This window comes from Microcoleus sp. BROC3 (assembly GCF_036702515.1).
Lineage (GTDB): Bacteria > Cyanobacteriota > Cyanobacteriia > Cyanobacteriales > Microcoleaceae > Microcoleus.
In genome coordinates, this window is sequence record NZ_JAUBTQ010000012.1 from 24,581 (window position 1) to 43,340 (window position 18,760).

The 18,760-nt window shown below is 45.6% G+C and carries 15 protein-coding genes; 10 read left to right on the top strand and 5 right to left on the bottom strand.

Annotated features, from left to right (window positions below; translation table 11 throughout):
* Positions 1-34 precede the first annotated feature (34 nt).
* Together QUB30_RS10025 and QUB30_RS10030 are read right to left on the bottom strand one after the other, a co-directional pair.
* Positions 35-2,290 (bottom strand): heavy metal translocating P-type ATPase, encoded by a 2,256-nt coding sequence (locus QUB30_RS10025; protein WP_333332629.1) that lies wholly within the window; start codon positions 2,288-2,290, stop codon positions 35-37.
* Between the two features lie 291 nt (positions 2,291-2,581).
* Positions 2,582-2,788, bottom strand: coding sequence for a heavy-metal-associated domain-containing protein (locus tag QUB30_RS10030; protein WP_333332633.1), 207 nt, complete (start codon positions 2,786-2,788; stop codon positions 2,582-2,584).
* A gap of 316 nt (positions 2,789-3,104) precedes the next feature.
* On the opposite strand from QUB30_RS10030, the gene QUB30_RS10035 reads away from it, so the two are divergent.
* The 6 genes from QUB30_RS10035 (at position 3,105) to QUB30_RS10060 (ending at position 10,209) form a co-directional block, all read left to right on the top strand.
* The gene (locus QUB30_RS10035; RefSeq protein ID WP_333332636.1) at positions 3,105-3,824 is read left to right on the top strand and encodes a DUF305 domain-containing protein; all 720 of its coding nucleotides are present in this window, start codon (positions 3,105-3,107) and stop codon (positions 3,822-3,824) included.
* A gap of 21 nt (positions 3,825-3,845) precedes the next feature.
* On the top strand, positions 3,846-3,971 hold the full coding sequence (locus tag QUB30_RS10040) for a hypothetical protein (protein WP_333332639.1): 126 nt from the start codon (positions 3,846-3,848) through the stop codon (positions 3,969-3,971).
* Between the two features lie 256 nt (positions 3,972-4,227).
* Positions 4,228-4,362: a hypothetical protein gene (locus tag QUB30_RS10045; RefSeq protein ID WP_333332641.1), complete on the top strand. Its 135-nt coding sequence runs from the start codon at positions 4,228-4,230 to the stop codon at positions 4,360-4,362.
* 193 nt (positions 4,363-4,555) lie between these two features.
* Complete coding sequence (locus QUB30_RS10050; RefSeq protein WP_333332644.1) at positions 4,556-6,511, top strand: efflux RND transporter periplasmic adaptor subunit; 1,956 nt, start codon at positions 4,556-4,558, stop codon at positions 6,509-6,511.
* A 65-nt stretch (positions 6,512-6,576) separates the two neighbouring features.
* Positions 6,577-9,690 carry an efflux RND transporter permease subunit gene (locus QUB30_RS10055; RefSeq protein WP_333332647.1) on the top strand — a complete coding sequence of 1,038 codons (3,114 nt, stop codon included), beginning with the start codon at positions 6,577-6,579 and terminating at the stop codon, positions 9,688-9,690.
* Between the two features lie 39 nt (positions 9,691-9,729).
* Entirely contained in the window at positions 9,730-10,209 is a 480-nt protein-coding gene (locus tag QUB30_RS10060; protein WP_333332650.1) for a hypothetical protein, read from the top strand.
* Between the two features lie 114 nt (positions 10,210-10,323).
* On the opposite strand, the gene QUB30_RS10065 is transcribed toward QUB30_RS10060, so the two are convergent.
* The 3 genes from QUB30_RS10065 to QUB30_RS10075 form a co-directional block, all read right to left on the bottom strand.
* Positions 10,324-11,268: an FTR1 family protein gene (locus tag QUB30_RS10065; protein WP_333332654.1), complete on the bottom strand. Its 945-nt coding sequence runs from the start codon at positions 11,266-11,268 to the stop codon at positions 10,324-10,326.
* An 87-nt stretch (positions 11,269-11,355) separates the two neighbouring features.
* Complete coding sequence (locus tag QUB30_RS10070; protein WP_333332657.1) at positions 11,356-12,384, bottom strand: helix-hairpin-helix domain-containing protein; 1,029 nt, start codon at positions 12,382-12,384, stop codon at positions 11,356-11,358.
* 160 nt (positions 12,385-12,544) lie between these two features.
* The gene (locus tag QUB30_RS10075) at positions 12,545-13,549 is read right to left on the bottom strand and encodes a multicopper oxidase domain-containing protein (protein ID WP_333332660.1); all 1,005 of its coding nucleotides are present in this window, start codon (positions 13,547-13,549) and stop codon (positions 12,545-12,547) included.
* A 307-nt stretch (positions 13,550-13,856) separates the two neighbouring features.
* Here QUB30_RS10075 and rppA point away from each other — a divergent pair, with 307 nt between their 5' ends.
* The 4 genes from rppA to htpG all read left to right on the top strand — a co-directional run bounded on the left by rppA (position 13,857) and on the right by htpG (position 18,697).
* The gene (gene rppA / locus QUB30_RS10080) at positions 13,857-14,546 is read left to right on the top strand and encodes a two-component system response regulator RppA (RefSeq protein ID WP_333332663.1); all 690 of its coding nucleotides are present in this window, start codon (positions 13,857-13,859) and stop codon (positions 14,544-14,546) included.
* Between the two features lie 160 nt (positions 14,547-14,706).
* Complete coding sequence (locus QUB30_RS10085) at positions 14,707-14,994, top strand: hypothetical protein (RefSeq protein ID WP_333332666.1); 288 nt, start codon at positions 14,707-14,709, stop codon at positions 14,992-14,994.
* Positions 14,995-15,123: 129 nt separating this feature from the next.
* On the top strand, positions 15,124-16,455 hold the full coding sequence (gene rppB, locus QUB30_RS10090) for a two-component system sensor histidine kinase RppB (protein WP_333332669.1): 1,332 nt from the start codon (positions 15,124-15,126) through the stop codon (positions 16,453-16,455).
* Between the two features lie 253 nt (positions 16,456-16,708).
* Complete coding sequence (gene htpG / locus QUB30_RS10095) at positions 16,709-18,697, top strand: molecular chaperone HtpG (RefSeq protein WP_333332672.1); 1,989 nt, start codon at positions 16,709-16,711, stop codon at positions 18,695-18,697.
* Positions 18,698-18,760 lie beyond the last annotated feature (63 nt).

Below are 18,760 nucleotides of genomic sequence, written 5' to 3' on the forward strand. Positions count from 1 at the left end.
ATTGCGTACCAGGAGGTTGGGAAAAAATCCTAACTTATCCACTAGATTTGGCTTGAAAATTCCGCAATCGCAAAGCATTAGTAACTACAGATACTGAACTGAAAGCCATTGCTGCACCGGCAATAATTGGATTGAGCAGCCAGCCGAAAATGGGGTACAAAATGCCCGCCGCGATCGGTATTCCAGCGATGTTATAAATAAACGCAAAAAACAGATTTTCGCGAATATTTCGCATGGTGGCGCGGGAAAGTTTAATTGCTGTAACTATGCCTTGCAAATCTCCTGAAATTAAGGTAATGTCGCTGGCGGCGATCGCCACATCTGTGCCGGTGCCGATCGCAATTCCCACGTCTGCTAAGGCCAAAGCCGGCGCGTCGTTAATCCCGTCTCCCACCATCGCGACAATTTTTCCTTCCCCTTGCAGGGCTTGGATTTGAGCTGCTTTTTGGTGGGGCCTAACTTCGGCAAAAACACGAGTAATGCCCACGGATTGGGCGATCGACTCCGCAGTCGCGCGATTATCTCCAGTCAGCATCGCCACCTCCAAACCGAGTTTTTGAAGTGCTTTCACGGCCTGCGCTGACGAGGGTTTGAGAGCATCCGCAATGCCCAGAATTGCCTCTATTTTGCCTTCTACAGCCATCCAAACAACCGTTTTGCTCGCAGCTTCCAAAGCTCTCCCGCGCAGTTCCAGATATTCAGTATCGCAGCCTAGTTCCTGCATCCACCTCAGCGTTCCCAGGGCGATCGACTTGGAGCCTACAACCCCGCGAACACCACTCCCCGCGATCGCCTCAAAATCCTTAACATCCGTCAAATTTACCTCTTGAGATTGAGCGTATCGAACAACAGCTTCCCCCAAAGGATGCTCCGAATTTCGCTCTACAGACGCCGCCAATTGCAGCAAATTTAACTCATTGCTGTTCGCCGTTCCTTTTATTGTCACAAAATCAGTGACAGTTGGCTTGCCTTCAGTAAGAGTTCCAGTTTTATCTAACACAATAATTTGAATTTGGTGAGCCAATTCTAAACTCTCGGCTCCTTTAATTAAAATTCCATATTCTGCACCTTTACCCGTGCCAACCATCACAGCAGTCGGAGTCGCTAAACCCAAAGCGCAGGGACAGGCAATAATCAGCACTTCCACCATTGTCACTGTGGCTAGAGTGAAGTTTCCCGTCGCGTTAAACCAGATAATGAAAGTAGCTAAAGCGACGGCAATTACTGTGGGAACAAACCAACCAGTCACTTGGTCTGCTAACTTTTGAATCGGTGCTTTTGACCCCTGTGCGTCCTGCACCATCTTGACAATTTGAGCTAAAAATGTATCTTTGCCAACTCTTGTCGCCCGAAACTTGAAGCTGCCAGTTTTATTAATTGTGGCTCCGATAACTTCGTCGCCAAGGTGCTTTTTCACAGGCAAACTTTCTCCCGTAACCATTGCTTCGTCTACCGTCGAAGCACCCTCAATTACCTCTCCATCTACGGGGATTTGCTCTCCCGGCCGCACCTGCACGATGTCGCCAATTTCCACTTGGGCGATCGGCAATTCCAACTCTTCCCCGTTGCGAATTATCCGAGCAGTTTTTGCTTGCAAACCCATGAGTTTGCGAATGGCCTCCGAAGTCTCTCCCTTCGCGCGATTTTCTAGGGTTTTCCCCAACAAAATTAAGGCGATAACGCTAGCGGCTACTTCGTAGTAAACACTAGGAGTCAAACCTTGGGCAGTGAAGAAACCGGGAAAAAATGTCACAAATACAGAATAAAAGTAAGCAGCACTCGTTCCCAAGGCAATCAGGGTATCCATTGTCGCCACTCGCCGTTTTAGGGATTTCCAAGCTCCCACATAAAACGATTTCCCGCACCAGAATTGTACTGGTGATGTCAGGACTAATTGCAGCCAAAAATTGTGCAGCCATGCGGGAATAAATGGCAGATGCAAGCCGGTCATCGCTGGAATAGCGCCCACAACTAGCAGGATGCTGATGATACCTGCTGTCCAGAGTTTCCGCTGCAAGGTTTGAGATTCAGATTTGCGATCGGCTTGTTCGGAATCATCCTCTGGCGTCGCCATTTCTTGAAGCGGCAAAGCTTGGTATCCCGCATCATCAACCGCCGATTGAATTGTTTCTAAGTTGGTTTGCTGGGAGTCGTATTGGATGGTTGCTTGTTCCATCCCAAAATTGACATGACACTCAATTACGCCGGAAACAGATTGAATGGCTTGTTCGATAGAGGAAGCACAAGAAGCACAACTCATGCCCCGCAATTTAAGTGTGAGATTGTCCATAGATGCCCTCCTAAGTTATAAAGTTACCTTCTGTCTTCAAATGACCAAGAATTTCTTGATGGTACCCGCCACGTGATTTATCCGTGGAATCAATCCAAAATCGAAAATCCTCAAGCCCCCGCATTTATCCGTGGGGTCAATCTAAAATCTAAAATCTAAAATCTAAAATCGATTGACCTCGCCTAAAAACGGATAACGTGCGACGTACTCCTGTCGTGGAGAATCAAAAATTTTAGACTCTTGTTAAATCTCCCAGATTCAAAGCTGCAAGTAAATCTCAAATCTCAAATCTCAAATCTCAAATTGACTTGCTGGATAGCCAGCAGATGCGATCGCTTTCCTAACTTCACTTTCCGACTTGGCGGTTTGAATTGTGACCAATTTTGTCTTGATATCCGCCTCAACCGTGGAGGCTGAGTCAATGTCTCGGACTGCTTTTGCGATCGTATTTGCACAAGCGGAACAAGCCATCTTAGGAACTTTTAGCTGTAAAGTCATAGTTTGAACCTCACCAGAAACTGCTCAATAAGTGAATTAACTCCATTGTAAAGTCTCCAGTTAGCAGGAGAGTCAAGGGGAATTGCGAAATAAATCAGGAATTATGAAAAAAGTGGTTTGACACGCTACGCATATGGGTAAGGCGCGCACTGTGCACCCTACCTAATTACGTTCAAGTGAGTCCTGTCAATCTTAAATTAGAGTGCGATCGAGGCCCAAGAATAATTCTTTACAATTCCGAATCAAAAATTTCATCCTAATTTCATTTATATGTGGAAAACTGAAGATAAATGGCCGTTTTAAGGATATAATATCTATGAAACCAATTTCATTAAAAACAGGCTTTGCAGCGCTGATATTGACCGCCACAGCCGCTTTAAGCAGCGGAGTCCTTGCAGCTTGTTCCAAAGCCCCTTCCAGCGAAACTCAAGCCCCAAATGTTACGACTGCAACCGAAGCAAACAACAAGCAAGACGTGGCACAAGGCGGCGGCATGGGTGGGATGAATCATGGCATGAATCACAATATGTCAATGGATTTAGGCCCTGCTGATGCCGACTACGATTTGCGATTTATTGATGGCATGACAGTACACCATCAAGGTGCTGTAAACATGGCTAAAGAGGTACTCAATAAATCCAAACGTCCGGAAATGAAAAAACTAGCAAATAACATTATTGCTGCTCAAAACCGCGAAATCAATCAAATGAAAGAGTGGCGAAAAACTTGGTATTCCAAAGCCAGCAGTACGCCAATGGCTTATCACGATCAAATGGGTCACATGATGGCAATGACTCCCGAACAGATGCAAAGCATGATGATGACTATGGATTTAGGGGCGGCTGACGACCAGTTTGATTTGCGGTTTATCAATGCGATGATTCCTCACCACGAGGGAGCTTTAGTGATGGCTGAAGATGCTTTGAAGAAGTCAAAACGGTCGGAAATGAAGACATTATCTCAAGAGATTCTGACTTCGCAAAAGCAAGAAATTGAGCAAATGAAACAGTGGCGGCAAGCTTGGTACAAACAGTAATTTAGCTACCGTAAACAAAACATGACACAAATCCACAACATGAGTGACATGAATCACGTTAGGTCAAATGTTCAGGAAATACTTGCTTCACAAAAGCCAGAAATTGAAGACATGAAAAAGTGGCGACAACTTTGGTACAAACAGTAATTTAGCTCGACTGTGGCTGTCAGCATTTGTCTGACTCCACCTCAGTTTCCTTAGATTACCTAAATGTAGACAATAGAGTGACCCTACGTCTAAAGTAGTAGAAAATTGCGTAAAAATACTGTAGACTATTGAGTTGCCCTACCCCCTAAAGTAGTAGGTCAGTCAGTCAAAAGCTATATAGAGGGGGTAGTTCATGATCTTGAACAGCTTGGAATTAAACACAACTTATCCATAAAATGCAGCCGTAGAAGAGCGAGTGAGTGAATTGACACAGGAAATTGAAGCGCAAGCAGAGATAACAAAACAGAAAAAAGAGCTAGAGGGCAATCGCTTCGCATTAGGCGAAACTTATCTTCGTATTTTAGAATCTGGTGGGCATCTGGGCTGCTGATGCGAAATTTCATCCTAATTTCATTTGACCCTGAAATACTAGGTTGAGTAGAGCATTTCTAGCTCTTGGTCATTGCTTAGCGGTCGCTTCTTGGAAAATGCTAATAAGTAACTTTACTTAATGGGTATCACTTACTTACCTTGGCAAAATACCAACTGCTAAACCTGTGGCACTCAACCTGATTTCAAGGACAATGCCAACGATGATATTCCACAAATATGCTCAATCTCGGGCAATTATTAGCAGATTTTCTGGAACGTTGTTCAGCCTAATTTTGCTAAGTTCTCCGGCTGTCGTTTTGGCACACGCGGGACACGGAGATGAATTTCACCAAAGCGGCGAAACAACTGAAACTCCTGCTGCTATTTCTGTCGATGCCGAAACAGCAAAACGATTAGGAATTAAAGTCTCCCCTGCCGCCCGCCAGCGACTAGATATCGGCATCAAAACCACAGGACAAATTGAAACTTTACCCAACGAAAAAGTAGAAGTTACGGCTCCTGTTGCGGGCAAAGTAGTAGAGTTGCTGGTTAAGCCTGGCGACAAAGTATCAAAAGGTCAACCGGTGGCGGTTTTATCTAGTTCAGAATTAGGACAGTTGCGGGTTGAATCTCTCTCGAAACGTGCCGAAGCTGAGGCAGATTTGCAGCAAGCCGAAGGCGATCTCAAACTAGCACGAGAAAATTACGATCGCCAACTTCAAATATCCGCAGCAGAAATCGCCCAAGCCCAAACCCAATTGACAGCGGTAACTAAGCAGTACCAACAAGAACAAGAATTAGTAAAGAATCGTTCAGTTGTGCAAGCCGCTAAAGAAAATTATCAGCGTCAAGTTGAAATAGCGCAAGCCGAAATAGCGCGGGCCGAAACAGAATTAACTATTGCTAAAGAACAGTTCGATCGCGACAAAGAATTAGCGGCATCAGGAGCGATCGCGCGGCGGACAATGCTGGAATCGCAAGCCCATTTCGCCGAAGCAAAAGCCGCTGTTGCTAAGGCAAAAAGCCGTCCTGAAGTTATCAAAGCCGAAACCGAAATTAAACAAGCCGAAGTAGACCTCCCTATGCGGGAATTGCGGGAATCTCAAGGCAGAGTAGCAGAAGCAAAAGCTCAACTTACCAGAGATCAGAGCCGCCGGGAAGTCCTAGAAGCCGAGAACCAACTCAAACGCGGCAAAACTGCCGTCGAAGTCGCTCAGTCGCGCATTCGCTTGGCTGACGCAGCCTATCAAGCGCGGCTGCAACAATTAGGAACTGTTGCCAACGATCGAGGACTCGTTACCGTAATTGCTCCGATTTCCGGGACGGTAGCCGATCGCGAAATCACCCCAGGAGAGTCAGTAAACGCTGAAAAACCGTTGATGAGTCTGTTAAATGATAGCCGCGTTTTTGCCACAGCCAATATTTACGAAAAAGACCTGAATCAAGTAAAACAGGGTCAGGAAGTCAGGGTAAAAGTCGCTAATTTACCCGATCGCACTTTCAAGGGAAAAATCGCCTTAATTGGGTCATCAGTGGAAGGAGAAACGCGGGTGGTGCCGGTGAAAGCAGAACTAGATAATATTAACGGTGAATTAAAGCCAGGACTGTTTGCTGAGTTGGAGATTTTAACCGACAAAACTGCAACAAATATTTTAGCAATTCCGAGTGCGGCGGTAGTGGATGTTAGCGGTAAAAAAACCGTTTACGTCCAAAATGGCAATGCTTATCAAGCTGTTGAAATTGAGCTCGGTCAAACGGCCGGAGATTTAGTTGAAGTGAAGAGGGGTTTATTCGAGGGAGATTTGATAGTAACGCAGCGAGCACCTCAACTTTACGCACAATCTTTGCGGGGCGGCAGCAAGCCCTCAAAAGACGAGGAAAACAAAAAGGCAACTGCAAAGCTAACAGAGGTTAATTTTAATAATTTACCCGTGTCTTTATGGTGGGCGGGAATAGGGGGAGGAGTCGCGATCGCATCCCTAACTTTCACAGCCGGCGTGTTGTGGGGAAATCGGGGCAAATTGCCAGCAATAGCAGCGGATTCTGGAAACAATGCCGGAAACAATAGTTTTTCCAGCTCTGCATCGGCGTTAGACAATGAACTGCTGTTACACAATGACAACCATCACGTTAAAACTCAAGAGACAGAAGTCAAGAGTTTGAAGTAAACAATTGCGTGAATATAGCAATTGAGTTTGCAGAAGTATGTATCTATTAACTCCAAGATAATAAAATGTTCAGCACTATTCTTAGATGGGTAATAAACCGCCGCTGGCTAGTTGTTATCGCTACCATTATTGTTAGCCTTTGGACATTTTCTATCATCCCCCAAATGTCGCTTGATGTCTTCCCTCCTTTTGCACCCCCGCAAGTCGAAATTCAGACGGAAGCACCGGGGCTCGCGCCGGAAGAAATCGAGTCTTTGGTAACACTACCGATCGAAAGTGCGATTAACGGAACTCCAGGAGTAACAGCAGTGCGTTCATCTTCGGCTGTGGGCCTTTCTGCGGTTAAGGTTATCTTTGATTGGGGAACTGAAATTTATCAAGCGCGGCAGTTGATCACAGAACGCTTACAGCAAGCGCAAAGCAAACTCCCGGCTGGGGTAGAAACACCGCAAATTTCTCCCACAACTTCTCCTGTGGGCACTGTTATTACCTATGCTTTTACCTCGGAAACAACTCCTTTAATGGAAGTGCGCCGTCTAGTTGATTGGCAAGTCACAAATCGGCTTTTGGCAGTAACTGGCGTTGCTCAAGTAGTAGCTTACGGCGGCGAAGAAAGGCAGTATCAAGTATTAGTAGAACCTGCCAAGTTGAAAGCTTTTAATGTGTCGTTGCAGCAAGTTGCCGAAGCGGCGGCTGCTGCGAATGTTAACGCGCCGGGGGGGTATTTAATTACGCCGGATCGAGAAACTTTAATCCGGGGGGTGGGGCGGATTGAGTCTCTGGAAGATTTGCAGCAATCGGCGATCGCCTCTCGGCAAGGAACGCCCGTCAGAATTGGTGATGTCGCTGATGTCAAGATTGGTGCTGCAATCAAGCGGGGCGATGGCAGTTTTAACGGCAAAAAAGCTGTGATTGTGATGGTAAACAGACAGCCAGTTGCTGATACTCCGACGGTAACTAAAGCGGTTGAGGCAGCAATGGCTGAGGTGCAGCAAGCTCTGCCAAAAGATATTAAAGTTACTGTGACTTTTCGACAGGAAGAGTATATCAATTCCTCGGTGGAGAATGTGCGATCGGCTTTAATTGAAGGCAGTATTATCGTCACCCTTATTCTCATCCCGTTTTTGATGAATTGGCGCACTCTGGCGGTTGTTTTGCTGGATTTCTTTCTGACTTGGCTGTTGGCGCTGCTGGCGATGTATTGGCTGGGGCTGGGATTAAATACGATGACTTTGGGGGGTTTGTCGGTGGCGATCGGCACTGCGATCGACGATGCGATCGTTTATGCGGAAAATACCTACCGCAATTTGAGAGAAAATACGTCTTCTCTTCATCCACGTCCGGTGATGGATGTGATTTTTGATGGCAGTCAGGAGGTGCGCGATTCGTTAATTGGAGCGACTGTTATTGGTATTGTGGTGTTTTCTCCAATTTTTACTTTGCCCGGTGTAGAAGGTCGAATTTTTACGCCTATGGGAATTACTTATCTGGTAGTTGTGGTGATTTCTAGTCTGGAGTCGCTGTTAATATCTCCGGCCCTTTGCGCTATCTTGTTGCCTAACAAACGCATGAGTGCTGCGGAACCTTGGCTGCCGAGATTTTGCAAGAAAGTATATCATTTTTTGATAAATTTGTCAATGCGCTATTCGCGGATTATTTTAGCTTTAGCTGCTGCTAGCATGGTGGCTGCATTAATTATTTTGCCATCCTTTGGACGGGTGTTTTTGCCGGAGTTTCAGGAGCAAACTTTGGTGAATACTATTATGCTTTATCCGGGGGTGTCTTTGGAGACAACAGATAGCGCGGCTTTTGCTATTGAAGATGCACTTAAGAGTGATACCAGGTTTGAATACGTGCAAGTGCGATCGGGCAGAGCTCCGGGAGATGCTGATGCTGCGGGAGTTAATTTAGCTCACATTGATATCGGTTTGAGCGAGGTAGGGATGAAAAATCGGTCGAAAACTTTGGAGTCGCTGCGGCAGGAATTTGCTAGATTGCCGGGAGTTGCACCCAATATCGGCGGTTTTATTTCTCACCGGATGGATGAGGTTTTATCTGGTGTCCGAAGTCAGATTGCTGTCAAAATCTTTGGCCCGGATTTGGATCAACTTCGCAGCATCGGTGCCCAAGTTGAAGAGCAAATGAAAACAGTTGAAGGAATTGTGGATTTGCAACTAGAACCGCAGGTGCCAGTTCAACAAATTCAAATTAAGTTTAACCGCCAAGCTGCGGGTAGATACGGTTTGAAAATCGGAGAACTTTCAGAAATTATTGAAACAGCTTTGAACGGCAAAGTTGTTTCTCAAGTTTTGGAGGTGCAGCAAACTTTTGATTTAGTTGTTTGGTTGCAGCCTGAAGCTAGAAATAACTTAGAAACTATTCAGAATTTGCTGGTTGATACTCCGAGTGGCAACAAGATTCCCCTCGCCCAAGTTGCGACTGTTAAATACGGTACGGGGCCAAATACGATTAACCGCGAGAATGTTTCCCGGTTGATTGTGGCAGCGGCTAATGCTAAAAATAGGGATTTGCGATCGGTTGTGAATGAAATTCAAGCTAAAGTCAAACGAGAGGTGCAGTTGCCTTTTGGCTATTTTATCCAGTACGGCGGTCAATTTGAAGCAGAACAAAGAGCTTCGCTAAATATTATGATATTTAGTGCGATCGCCTTTTTGGTAATTACAGTATTGATGTACTTGTCCGTCAAGTCGATCGCTTCAACTGCTATGATTATGATTAATTTGCCGCTCGGATTAGTGGGAGGAGTAATTGCGGTAGCTTTGACTGGTAGCATCATCTCTGTAGCTTCCCTGGTTGGCTTTGTCACATTATTCGGCGTTGCTACCCGTAACGGCTTGCTTTTAGTAGACAACTACAACACTAAATTTGCTGAAGGAGTGCCTTTTAAGGAAGCAATTATTAAAGGTTCGATGGAACGGCTCAACGCCATCTTGATGACCGCTTTAACTTCTGCTTTGGGTTTAGCACCTTTAGTATTTGAAGGCGGGGCGGGCAAGGAAATTTTGCAACCGCTGTCAGTAGTAGTTTTAGGAGGGTTATTTACTTCTACAGCCTTAACTTTGTTAGTTTTGCCAGCTTTGTATGCTCAATTTGGTCATTTTTTACGACCTCAACAACCTCAGCTAGTTATTGAAGACGGGAAGGTCGTTAATGTGTGATATTTTCTAATTATTGTCAGTCAGCAAGGAGTCAAACCAATGAAATCGCTCAAGTCAAATTTAATTGTTCTAGGTAGTGTGGGATTGCTGTTTTTGGGAGCTTGCAGTAAAGGCGACCAAGCAAGCGATCCAAATAGCACTCCAGCATCCCCTCCTGTCGCCTCTCAACCTGCGTCTTCTACTCCCGCCACTGATCCTGCAACAGCAACTAAAGGGGGGCAAGTTGTAAAGTCTGGAGCTTACTATTTAGAGTTTGTACCTGAAAAAGAAGCTACCGGAACTCATTTAGATGTTTTTTTGCAAAAAGGGGAGAAAAAGGAACCAGTTCCTAACGCCAAAGTGACGGCTCAAGTGCAGTTGGCGAATGGAAAGCAGCAAACTTTAGCTCTCAAGTATGATGCTGAGGGCAAACATTACGCTGTGGTGTTTCCCGGCAAAGATGCAGGAAGTTATCCCGTGAAAGTTACTGCGGATATTAACGGAGAAAAAGTTGACGGTCGTTTTACATTCAATCAATAGATAGCTGATTTCCTAATGCGCTCTAAGTTAGGGGCGCATTAGTTATTAGCCACAAACAACTGCCTCCTGCATTTCCAGTAAAAAGCCGATCGTATTTCGATCGCACTTTATTTCCTATTTAGTTGCCTGAGTTTTTTTGAATGGGAAGAAAACTCTACCTGCCAGACTTTGGAAGTAGATGCCACCGACAGTACCTAAAAACATCAAATAGGCGATCGCCTGCACGACATAGAGCTTATCCGTGTATCCAAACAGCGCACTCAACAACAAACCTGGAAACTTGTCTTCGGGAAGCAGTTGCGAGGTATTCCAGACCATCGGCCCGAGAATGCAAGAGTGGATTTTAGTAAATCTTTCGTAATAGAAACACAGTGCTGCTGATTCGCGATTTGTTTGCGATAAAATATTCATCGCGCTGTCAAAAAGTCCCAAAGTAGATACCACTAAGCCTGCTACAATGAAGAGCAATAAAATGCCCATATATTTGAAAAACAGGCGGATATTAATTTTGACTCCCCATTTAAACAGCAGGACACCAAGTCCGGTGGCTGAGAGAATGCCGCCCAAAGCGCCGAGGGCTGGAATAATGCCTTGTTGAAACTTGGCGACGACAAACAAAACAGTTTCAAACCCTTCGCGCAAAACAGCAATAAAAACTAAACTAAATACGCCCCAACCGGCATGAGAGTTTTGCGTTAAAGCAGCACTTACAGCGCCTTCAACTTCGGCTTTCATAAATCGCGCTTGCTTGGTCATCCAAATCAGCATCCAGCTCAGCATTGCTATTGCTATAACCCCAAAGATTGCTTCTAGCAGCAATTCCATAATCGGTGCAAAAGGCTGATTGGATGCGGACAAAATTTGAAGAGTCCAGCCGAACAGTACACCTATCAAAGCGCTGGCAATAAGTCCAACCCCAACACCCCCAAAAACCCAAGGGCTTAAATAGCTTTGTCCCGACTTTTTGAGGCAAGCTAAAACAATTCCGACAACTAAGGCGGCTTCGACTCCTTCGCGGAGGGTAATTACAAATGTGGGCAATGCTTCGCCAAAATTCATTTTTTTATGGTGGGAATGAGAGTGGTTAATGAGCTAGGTAATTGGCAGATTATTTACCAATTACCGCTCTTGATGAGAGTGATGTTTTTATGATGCGGGTTTGACAACTTTTTGGCTGTCGCTTTCGATCGTTTTAACTAGCTGGTTGACTTGTTCGGTGGTTTTTACGGGGGCGGCGGGTGCGATCGCCGTTGGCCAATTTGTCTTCAGTTCAGTCATGTTGGCAACAATTGCTTTGTCAATTTCAGGGCTGGCTTTAGCCACTTGTTCGGCGATATCTTTGTACAGCATTTCCGCGTACATGACAAAACCCCGCGAATCTTGATATTCAATAATTGCGGAAATTTTGCCGTTAGCAACTGCCGCTCCGTATTCGGAATTAGCTGTATCCAGCAAGCCGTTAATCACTTGCAGCACGAATTTCGGATCTTTTCGCTGCGTTTCGGGAAGGGCGGCAATTGCTCCATCAACTGCTTGCATTGATGTGTCGAATTCCGCATTCACTTGAGCCGGATCTTTTGCACCCGCTTTAACTAAATCCTGCAATTTAATTAAAGTAGCCTTAAATTCAGGAATTTTACGCTCGTTTAACTGATCTTCCACATCGGCATAAATTTCTTCGACTGGATGCCCGATGTGCGGTTCTGCCTGGTCGGGTTTGCCTTGCTCCAATAGTTCTTGGGCTACGAAAAGATGCCCTTTCATCAAGCCAAGTTTAGTCATGTAGTCTACATCTTTGGCTTCGCCTGTCAGCACCACGTTTTCAATAGTTACCAAGTCTTTGATTTGGTCGAATTGGGCTTGAGTAATGACATTTTTTGAAACCAATTCTTCGACTTTTCCGTAAGGGCGGCTGGCTTGAATTTTGTTAGAAAGTGCCGGTATTCCTAACTTGGCTTCGAGTTTATCTAACTCCGAAAGAATGGCAGTATTGATGTTAATGCCGGGCTTTCCTCCGTGATTCCCGCTGTGACCGCTTGTTGCTGCGGGACTGGCTGTAGCAGCGGGTGAGGGTGTGCTGTCGGTGTTGCTGGCTGTGGGGGAAACGCAACCAGTCAGAGCAACGAGGATGGCTGTAGCAGTGACTGTAGGTAATAAACGAAATGTGGATAACATGGCAGTTGCTAATTTTTACGTTATGTGCATTTTGACTCACAAGTTATTAAGAAAGATTCTCAATTATTTGCGAGCTATTCATTGTACCTATTTGCGATCGAGCTTGTCAAATAATTTCATACTTTATTTGAATCGGCGCACCCTGGTAGCAGGATAGGGTTTAAGTGATGACTTCAAATACACCCATGCAGCCAGCTTCGGCGATCGCATCTTGATGGGGATGAAACATAAATTTTCCAGCGTAGCCGTAGGTGAATTCTAAAATATGCCGTTCAGCTACTCCCATTGTGATTACATCGGTTCTTTCACTGGGAGTTAAAGTCATTCCCGTGCGATATACGTCAAAGAAATTGGCGTGCAGGTGAAAAGTTACTGCCGCTTCATACTCAATCAGGTTGAGAACGTACAGCCGGATTAACTGATTTCTGTAAATAGGGATCGGGTTGTTCATGTAATAATTGGGCAACCCGTTAAAAGCGTAAAGTTCGTTTTTTTCGTCGTCGTTTACGTCGTATCCTCCCATGATTAATAAGATTTCATCTGCGGGAGGGCGGGGTTTGGGCGGATCGATGATGAACATTCCATATAGTCCCTTACCTACATGGCGAGTTACGGGTTCAATATGGCAGTGATATAGATGCAATCCGTAAGGATTGGCATCGAATTCATAAATAAATACCGAACCGTTTTTCACTGGTTTAACGCCATCCATTTCGCTGGTATGAACGCCGTGAAAGTGCAGCGAATGAGAATGTCCGGCTTTGTTATAAAAAATGACGCGGATACGATCGCCCTCTGTTGCCCTCAATGTCGGCCCCGGCACGCGATTGTTCACGTTCCAGGTGTTGAAAGTGACGGCGCTGTTAAGTTGGACGATCGAAGTATTAGCTTCCAGGCGAAATTCCCGAACCGTGCGCCCGTTTTCGCGCGTCACCGTGCCGTAATCAAAATCCCGCGCAATTTGCATCGGGTTGATATTGCTGACGGTGAGTGCATCTGCGGGCATTGGCGGTATTCTCGCGACTGATGTCGGTTTGCGAGTCAAGTGTTGAAGTGCGATCGCGCCCCCCGCTACCCCAGCCCCAGCTATTCCTAGCTGTAGCAGTTGGCGGCGACTCCAGCGCCCAGCCTTTTTAATGGCGGGACGATCTGATAAATCTGTCATACTTATTGAAAATTTTTCTCAAAAATTCACTCGTGGTTGATTATAAGACATTACCAGCTTGTTGTCAATTATTGTCAACTGTGAGCTTTTTCTGCGAAGTCAATCGATTTTAGATTTTAGATTTTAGATTTTAGATTTATTCCCGTCAGTCAGCCTGTGCGTTGGAATGAATCCGGGGGCTTGCGATCCAATTAGTTTCGGTCATAAAATTTCATGCTGATTTCATGTCAGTATGTGATCTTAGATGTAGGGTAGATGCTGCCGATCGCTAACAATGTATAAGGATTTAGCGCTATAAATTAGAATTATGAGAGTTTTGCTAGTTGAAGATGAGCCAGATTTAGGGAAAGCGATCGATCGCACTTTAAAGCAGGAAAAATATATAGTTGATTGGGCTTTGGATGGCAGTGAAGCTTGGGAATATTTAGACAGTCAGTGGACGCAATATAACCTGGCTATTTTTGACTGGTTGCTACCAGGATTGTCAGGATTGGAACTGCTGCGGAGATTGCGTGCTAAAAATAGCGCCCTGCCCGTCTTGATGCTAACAGCAAAAGACCGCATGGAAGATAAAGTGGCGGGACTAGATGCCGGGGCTGACGATTATTTAGTTAAACCGTTTGGGATGGCGGAACTGTTAGCAAGGTTGCGGGCATTGCAGAGGCGATCGCCCCAAATTCAACCGCAACAGCTACAGGTAGGAAATCTGGTTTTGGACTGCGGAAATCGCACTGCTTGTCATCTCGATCGCAACGGCCAAAAGCCGATCATTTCGCTGACAAACAAAGAATTTCAACTGTTACAATACTTTATGAAACATCCCAACCAAATTATCACCACTGACCAAATTCGGAATCAGCTATGGGAGGCTAGTGCAGATACCTTTAGCAATGTGGTAGCAGCTCAAGTGCGCTTGCTGCGCCGCAAACTTGAGTCGGTTGGCGGCGCGAATTTAATTGAAACCGTTCACGGCGTCGGATACCGCATGAGAAATTAAAGTAGGGCGGGAACTCCGGCCCAACCCCTACTCCCCACAAAAAAAATTATTTAAGTTTTGTGGAACAGGCATCTTGCCTGTTCTTAAGCATTCTACGGGTTCCCAGCCCGAATCTGGGAGCCCGTAGAATATAGAAAACTCGATCGTAAAAATTACTGCTATGAAAGATTCGATCCAACAAGAGTTAGAAAAGCTCGATATAGAACAACTCAAACAAGTATTTGAATTTATTTCCTTCCTAAAATTCCGTGCCAGATTAGCTACTATTCCAGCAATCGATGAAACTAACTTAGCTGCACTCTACTGCGAATTTGCAGAAGAAGACAGACAATTTGTGGAACTCGGAATAAGCGAATATGCAGAACTCCTAAAACATGAAAATTCACTGGTTTCCAGGCTCTGCCTGGAAACCGATTTACCGAGGCTCTGCCTCGAAGAGATTCCCTGAAAATTGGAGGCAGAGCCTCTGGATATGAGTTACCAGGCAGAGCCTGGGAACGAGTAAAATGAGTAAAATTTAACTTTGTGGAACAGGCATCTTGCCTGTTCTTAACAATTATATAAAATCTAAGTTTAAATGAATCAAAATAAACTATTTAACCGAACTCGCTGGCAATTAGCCCTTTCCTATGCAGCAGTAATGGGTTTGATTTTAAGCTTGTTGGGATTTGGCGTATACAAGGCGATCGCCCACGCTCACTGGGTAGCCATAGACCGGGAATTAGAATCGGTAGCGGGGACGCTGCACGACAGCCTAGAACTCAAATTGCAGCAGCCCGGACGCTTGGAGCCAATAGTAAACGAACTTTTGCCCAACCTCCGCCTAATGGGAGTTAAAGGCATTAAAGAACAGTTGCCAAGCCGCCATATTTTAAGCGCTATCAACCAAGGCTATTACTATATTCGTTTATTTGATTATTCCGGTAAATTAATTGCTACAGCAGGCGCGTATCCCGAAGAATTACCACCAGCATTTAACTCCCAATATTGGCAAACAATAACTGACACCCAAGGTAATGTTTATCACCAAATTTCTGTAGCGCTCCACACCCAAACACAGCAAGATTGGGGATATTTTCAAGTTGGTCGGAGCCTGCAAGACTTCAATGATTATCTCAGTACAGTGAAATGGGTTTTGAAATTAGGATTGCCTACAGCATTGATTCTGATAGGCTTTGCTAGTTGGTTATTGGCAGGACTGGCTATGAAACCGATTTATTCTTCCTACCGACAAATCCAACAGTTTACAGCGGATGCCGCCCACGAATTGCGGACGCCTTTAGCGGCTTCGCAGGCGACAGTAGAATCAGCGCTGTTGACGCCTCAATTGGATGAAAAAGAGGCGCGGGAAATTTTGCGGACGATCGATCGCCAAAACCGACGATTGACTCAGTTAGTTGCTGATTTGCTGCTGCTGGCTCGCATGGATAATCAAGCGATACGCGATCGCCCTCAATTGTGTTGTTTGAATGACCTTGTTAGCGATTTAGTCGAGGAATTGGCAGCAATGGCGATCGCTTCTAAGGTAGCGCTAACATCCTCCGTGCGGGTGCAGCAGCAATTAAATGTTGTCGGCAATTCCGACCAACTTTATCGCTTAGTTGCTAATTTAATTGTTAATGCGATTCAATACACTCCGGCGGGCGGGAAAGTAACAGTTATTTTAGATTGCAGCCACCAGGAGGCGATCGTTCAGGTTCAAGATACCGGTATTGGGATAGCGGCGGCAGATTTAGAGCGAATATTCGATCGATTTTACCGAGTCAACAGCGATCGATCGCGCCATACCGGCGGTTCGGGACTGGGATTGGCGATCGCCCAAACCATCGCCCGGGCACACCGCGGCAGCCTCAGCGCCCGCAGCGAATTGGGTTCCGGCAGCACCTTTCTCCTGCAGTTACCTTTGTGAGCTACTATGTGAGGGAAACTGACATCTTGCACCATGTTCGAGAACAGGCTTTCGGGCCTGTGAAGCGAAGAGTGATTCTTGTTGTGGGGTGGGCATCCTGCCCGCCAGTCAAAGGCTTATTGACAATTGTGCAAGATGTGGGGAAAACCGAATCATCTTTTTGTGGTAATCCCTTTTGCAGAAGAGATCACGATCGCCGAAAATAATTAAATAGCTATTTCTCAGCAATTAGCAGTCATCAGAGAGAAAAATTATGACAGTTTTAGAACAGGGAACAATCTCAATCCATACCGAAAATATTTTCCCGATTATCAAGAAGTCGCTATATACTGACCACGAAGTCTTCTTGCGGGAACTAATTTCTAACGGCGTCGATGCCATTGCCAAACTCAAAATGGTTTCCCGTTCCGGCGAATACGGCGGCGACATGGGCGAACCGCAAATCAACATAGCGATCGACAAAGAAAACAAAACCCTCTCAATTTCCGATAACGGCATCGGCATGACCGCCGATGAGGTAAAAAAATACATCAACCAAGTCGCTTTCTCCAGCGCAGAAGAATTTATTCAAAAATACCAAGGCAGTGGCGACGACGCAATCATCGGTCACTTCGGCTTAGGTTTCTACTCTTCTTTCATGGTGGCGAAGAAAGTAGAGATTGATACTCTTTCTTACCAAGAAGGCTCCCAAGCAGTACACTGGTCTTGCGACGGTTCTCCCGCTTTTGAACTATCAGAATCTTCCCGCACGGAACGCGGCACTACTATTACTCTTACCCTCCAAGACGAAGAACAAGAATATGTAGAACCCAGTCGCATTAAGCAGTTAATCAAAACTTACTGCGATTTCATGCCCGTTCCCATCAAATTTGAAGGAGAAGAACTCAACAAGCACAAAGCAATTTGGCGGGAATCAGCCAGCAATTTGCAAAAAGAAGATTACTTAGAACTTTACCGCTACCTTTACCCGTTCCAAGACGAGCCGCTGCTGTGGGTACACCTGAATACAGATTATCCTTTTATTGTCAACGGGATTCTTTACTTTCCAAAACTGCGGCCGGATGTCGATGTTACCCAAGGCAATATTAAGCTATTCTGCAATCAGGTTTTTGTCAGCGACCACTGCGAAGAAATTATCCCGAAATTCTTGATGCCGCTGCGGGGCGTTATTGACAGTACCGACATTCCGCTGAACGTTTCTCGCAGTTCTTTGCAAAGCAATCGCACAGTGCGGAGAATCGCTGATTATATTGCCAAAAAAGTGGGCGATCGCCTGAAAGAACTCTACCGCGACGACCGCGACGAGTACATCCGCTGCTGGCAAGATATCGGCACTTTTGTCAAGTTTGGAACTCTCAACGATGACAAGTTCAAAAAGCAAGTCGAAGATATCTTAATCTACCGCAGCACTTACGAACCAACAGCCGAGAAGCCAGAAACTGTAACGCCCGAAGTTCAGGTGCAAAGTGAGGAAGGAGATTTGTGGCAAGATGTCACTCCGAAGTCGGAAAGTTCTACTTCGAGGCAACCTTACACGACGCTGAAAGAATATTTGGAACGCAATCAAAAACGCCACGAAAATCGTGTGTTTTACTGTACGGAACCTGCGTCTCAAGCAACTTACGTGGCAATGCACAAAAGCCAAGGTTTAGAAGTGCTGTTTATGGATTCTTTCATCGACACGCACTTTATCAGTTTCTTGGAAAGAGAATACTCAGATGTCAAATTCTCGCGGGTTGATTCCGACATCGACGACACGCTAATTGACAAAGAGAAAGAAGCGGAAATTGTCGATCCGGCGACGAATAAAACTCGCAGCGAACAAGTTAAAGAAATGTTCCAAAAAGCTCTCAATAAGCCGAAAGTGAACATTCGCACTGAAGCTTTGAAGTCTGACTCTGCGGAGGCGACGCCACCTGCGATCGTACTTTTGCCGGAAGCTTTGCGCCGGATGCGCGACATGACGGCGCTTTTGCAGCAGCAAGCCGCCGAATTCCCCGAAGAACACGTTTTGCTGGTGAATACCTCTCACCCGCTGATTCAAAATCTGGCTAGTTTGAGTCAGGGTGCGATTATTCAAGGCGGCGGGGAGTCTCCGTCAAGTCAGTTGGCGAGTATGATTTGTCACCACGTTTACGACTTGGCTTTGATGGCCCAGAAGGGTTTCGATGCTGAAGGGATGAAGGATTTTGTCGAGCGATCGAATCAAGTCTTGACAAAACTGACAGAACGTGCAATGTAATTACCCCCCCCAACCCCCCCTTGCTAAGGGGGGGAGCAAGAGTTTATTTCTATTGCTGAGCGG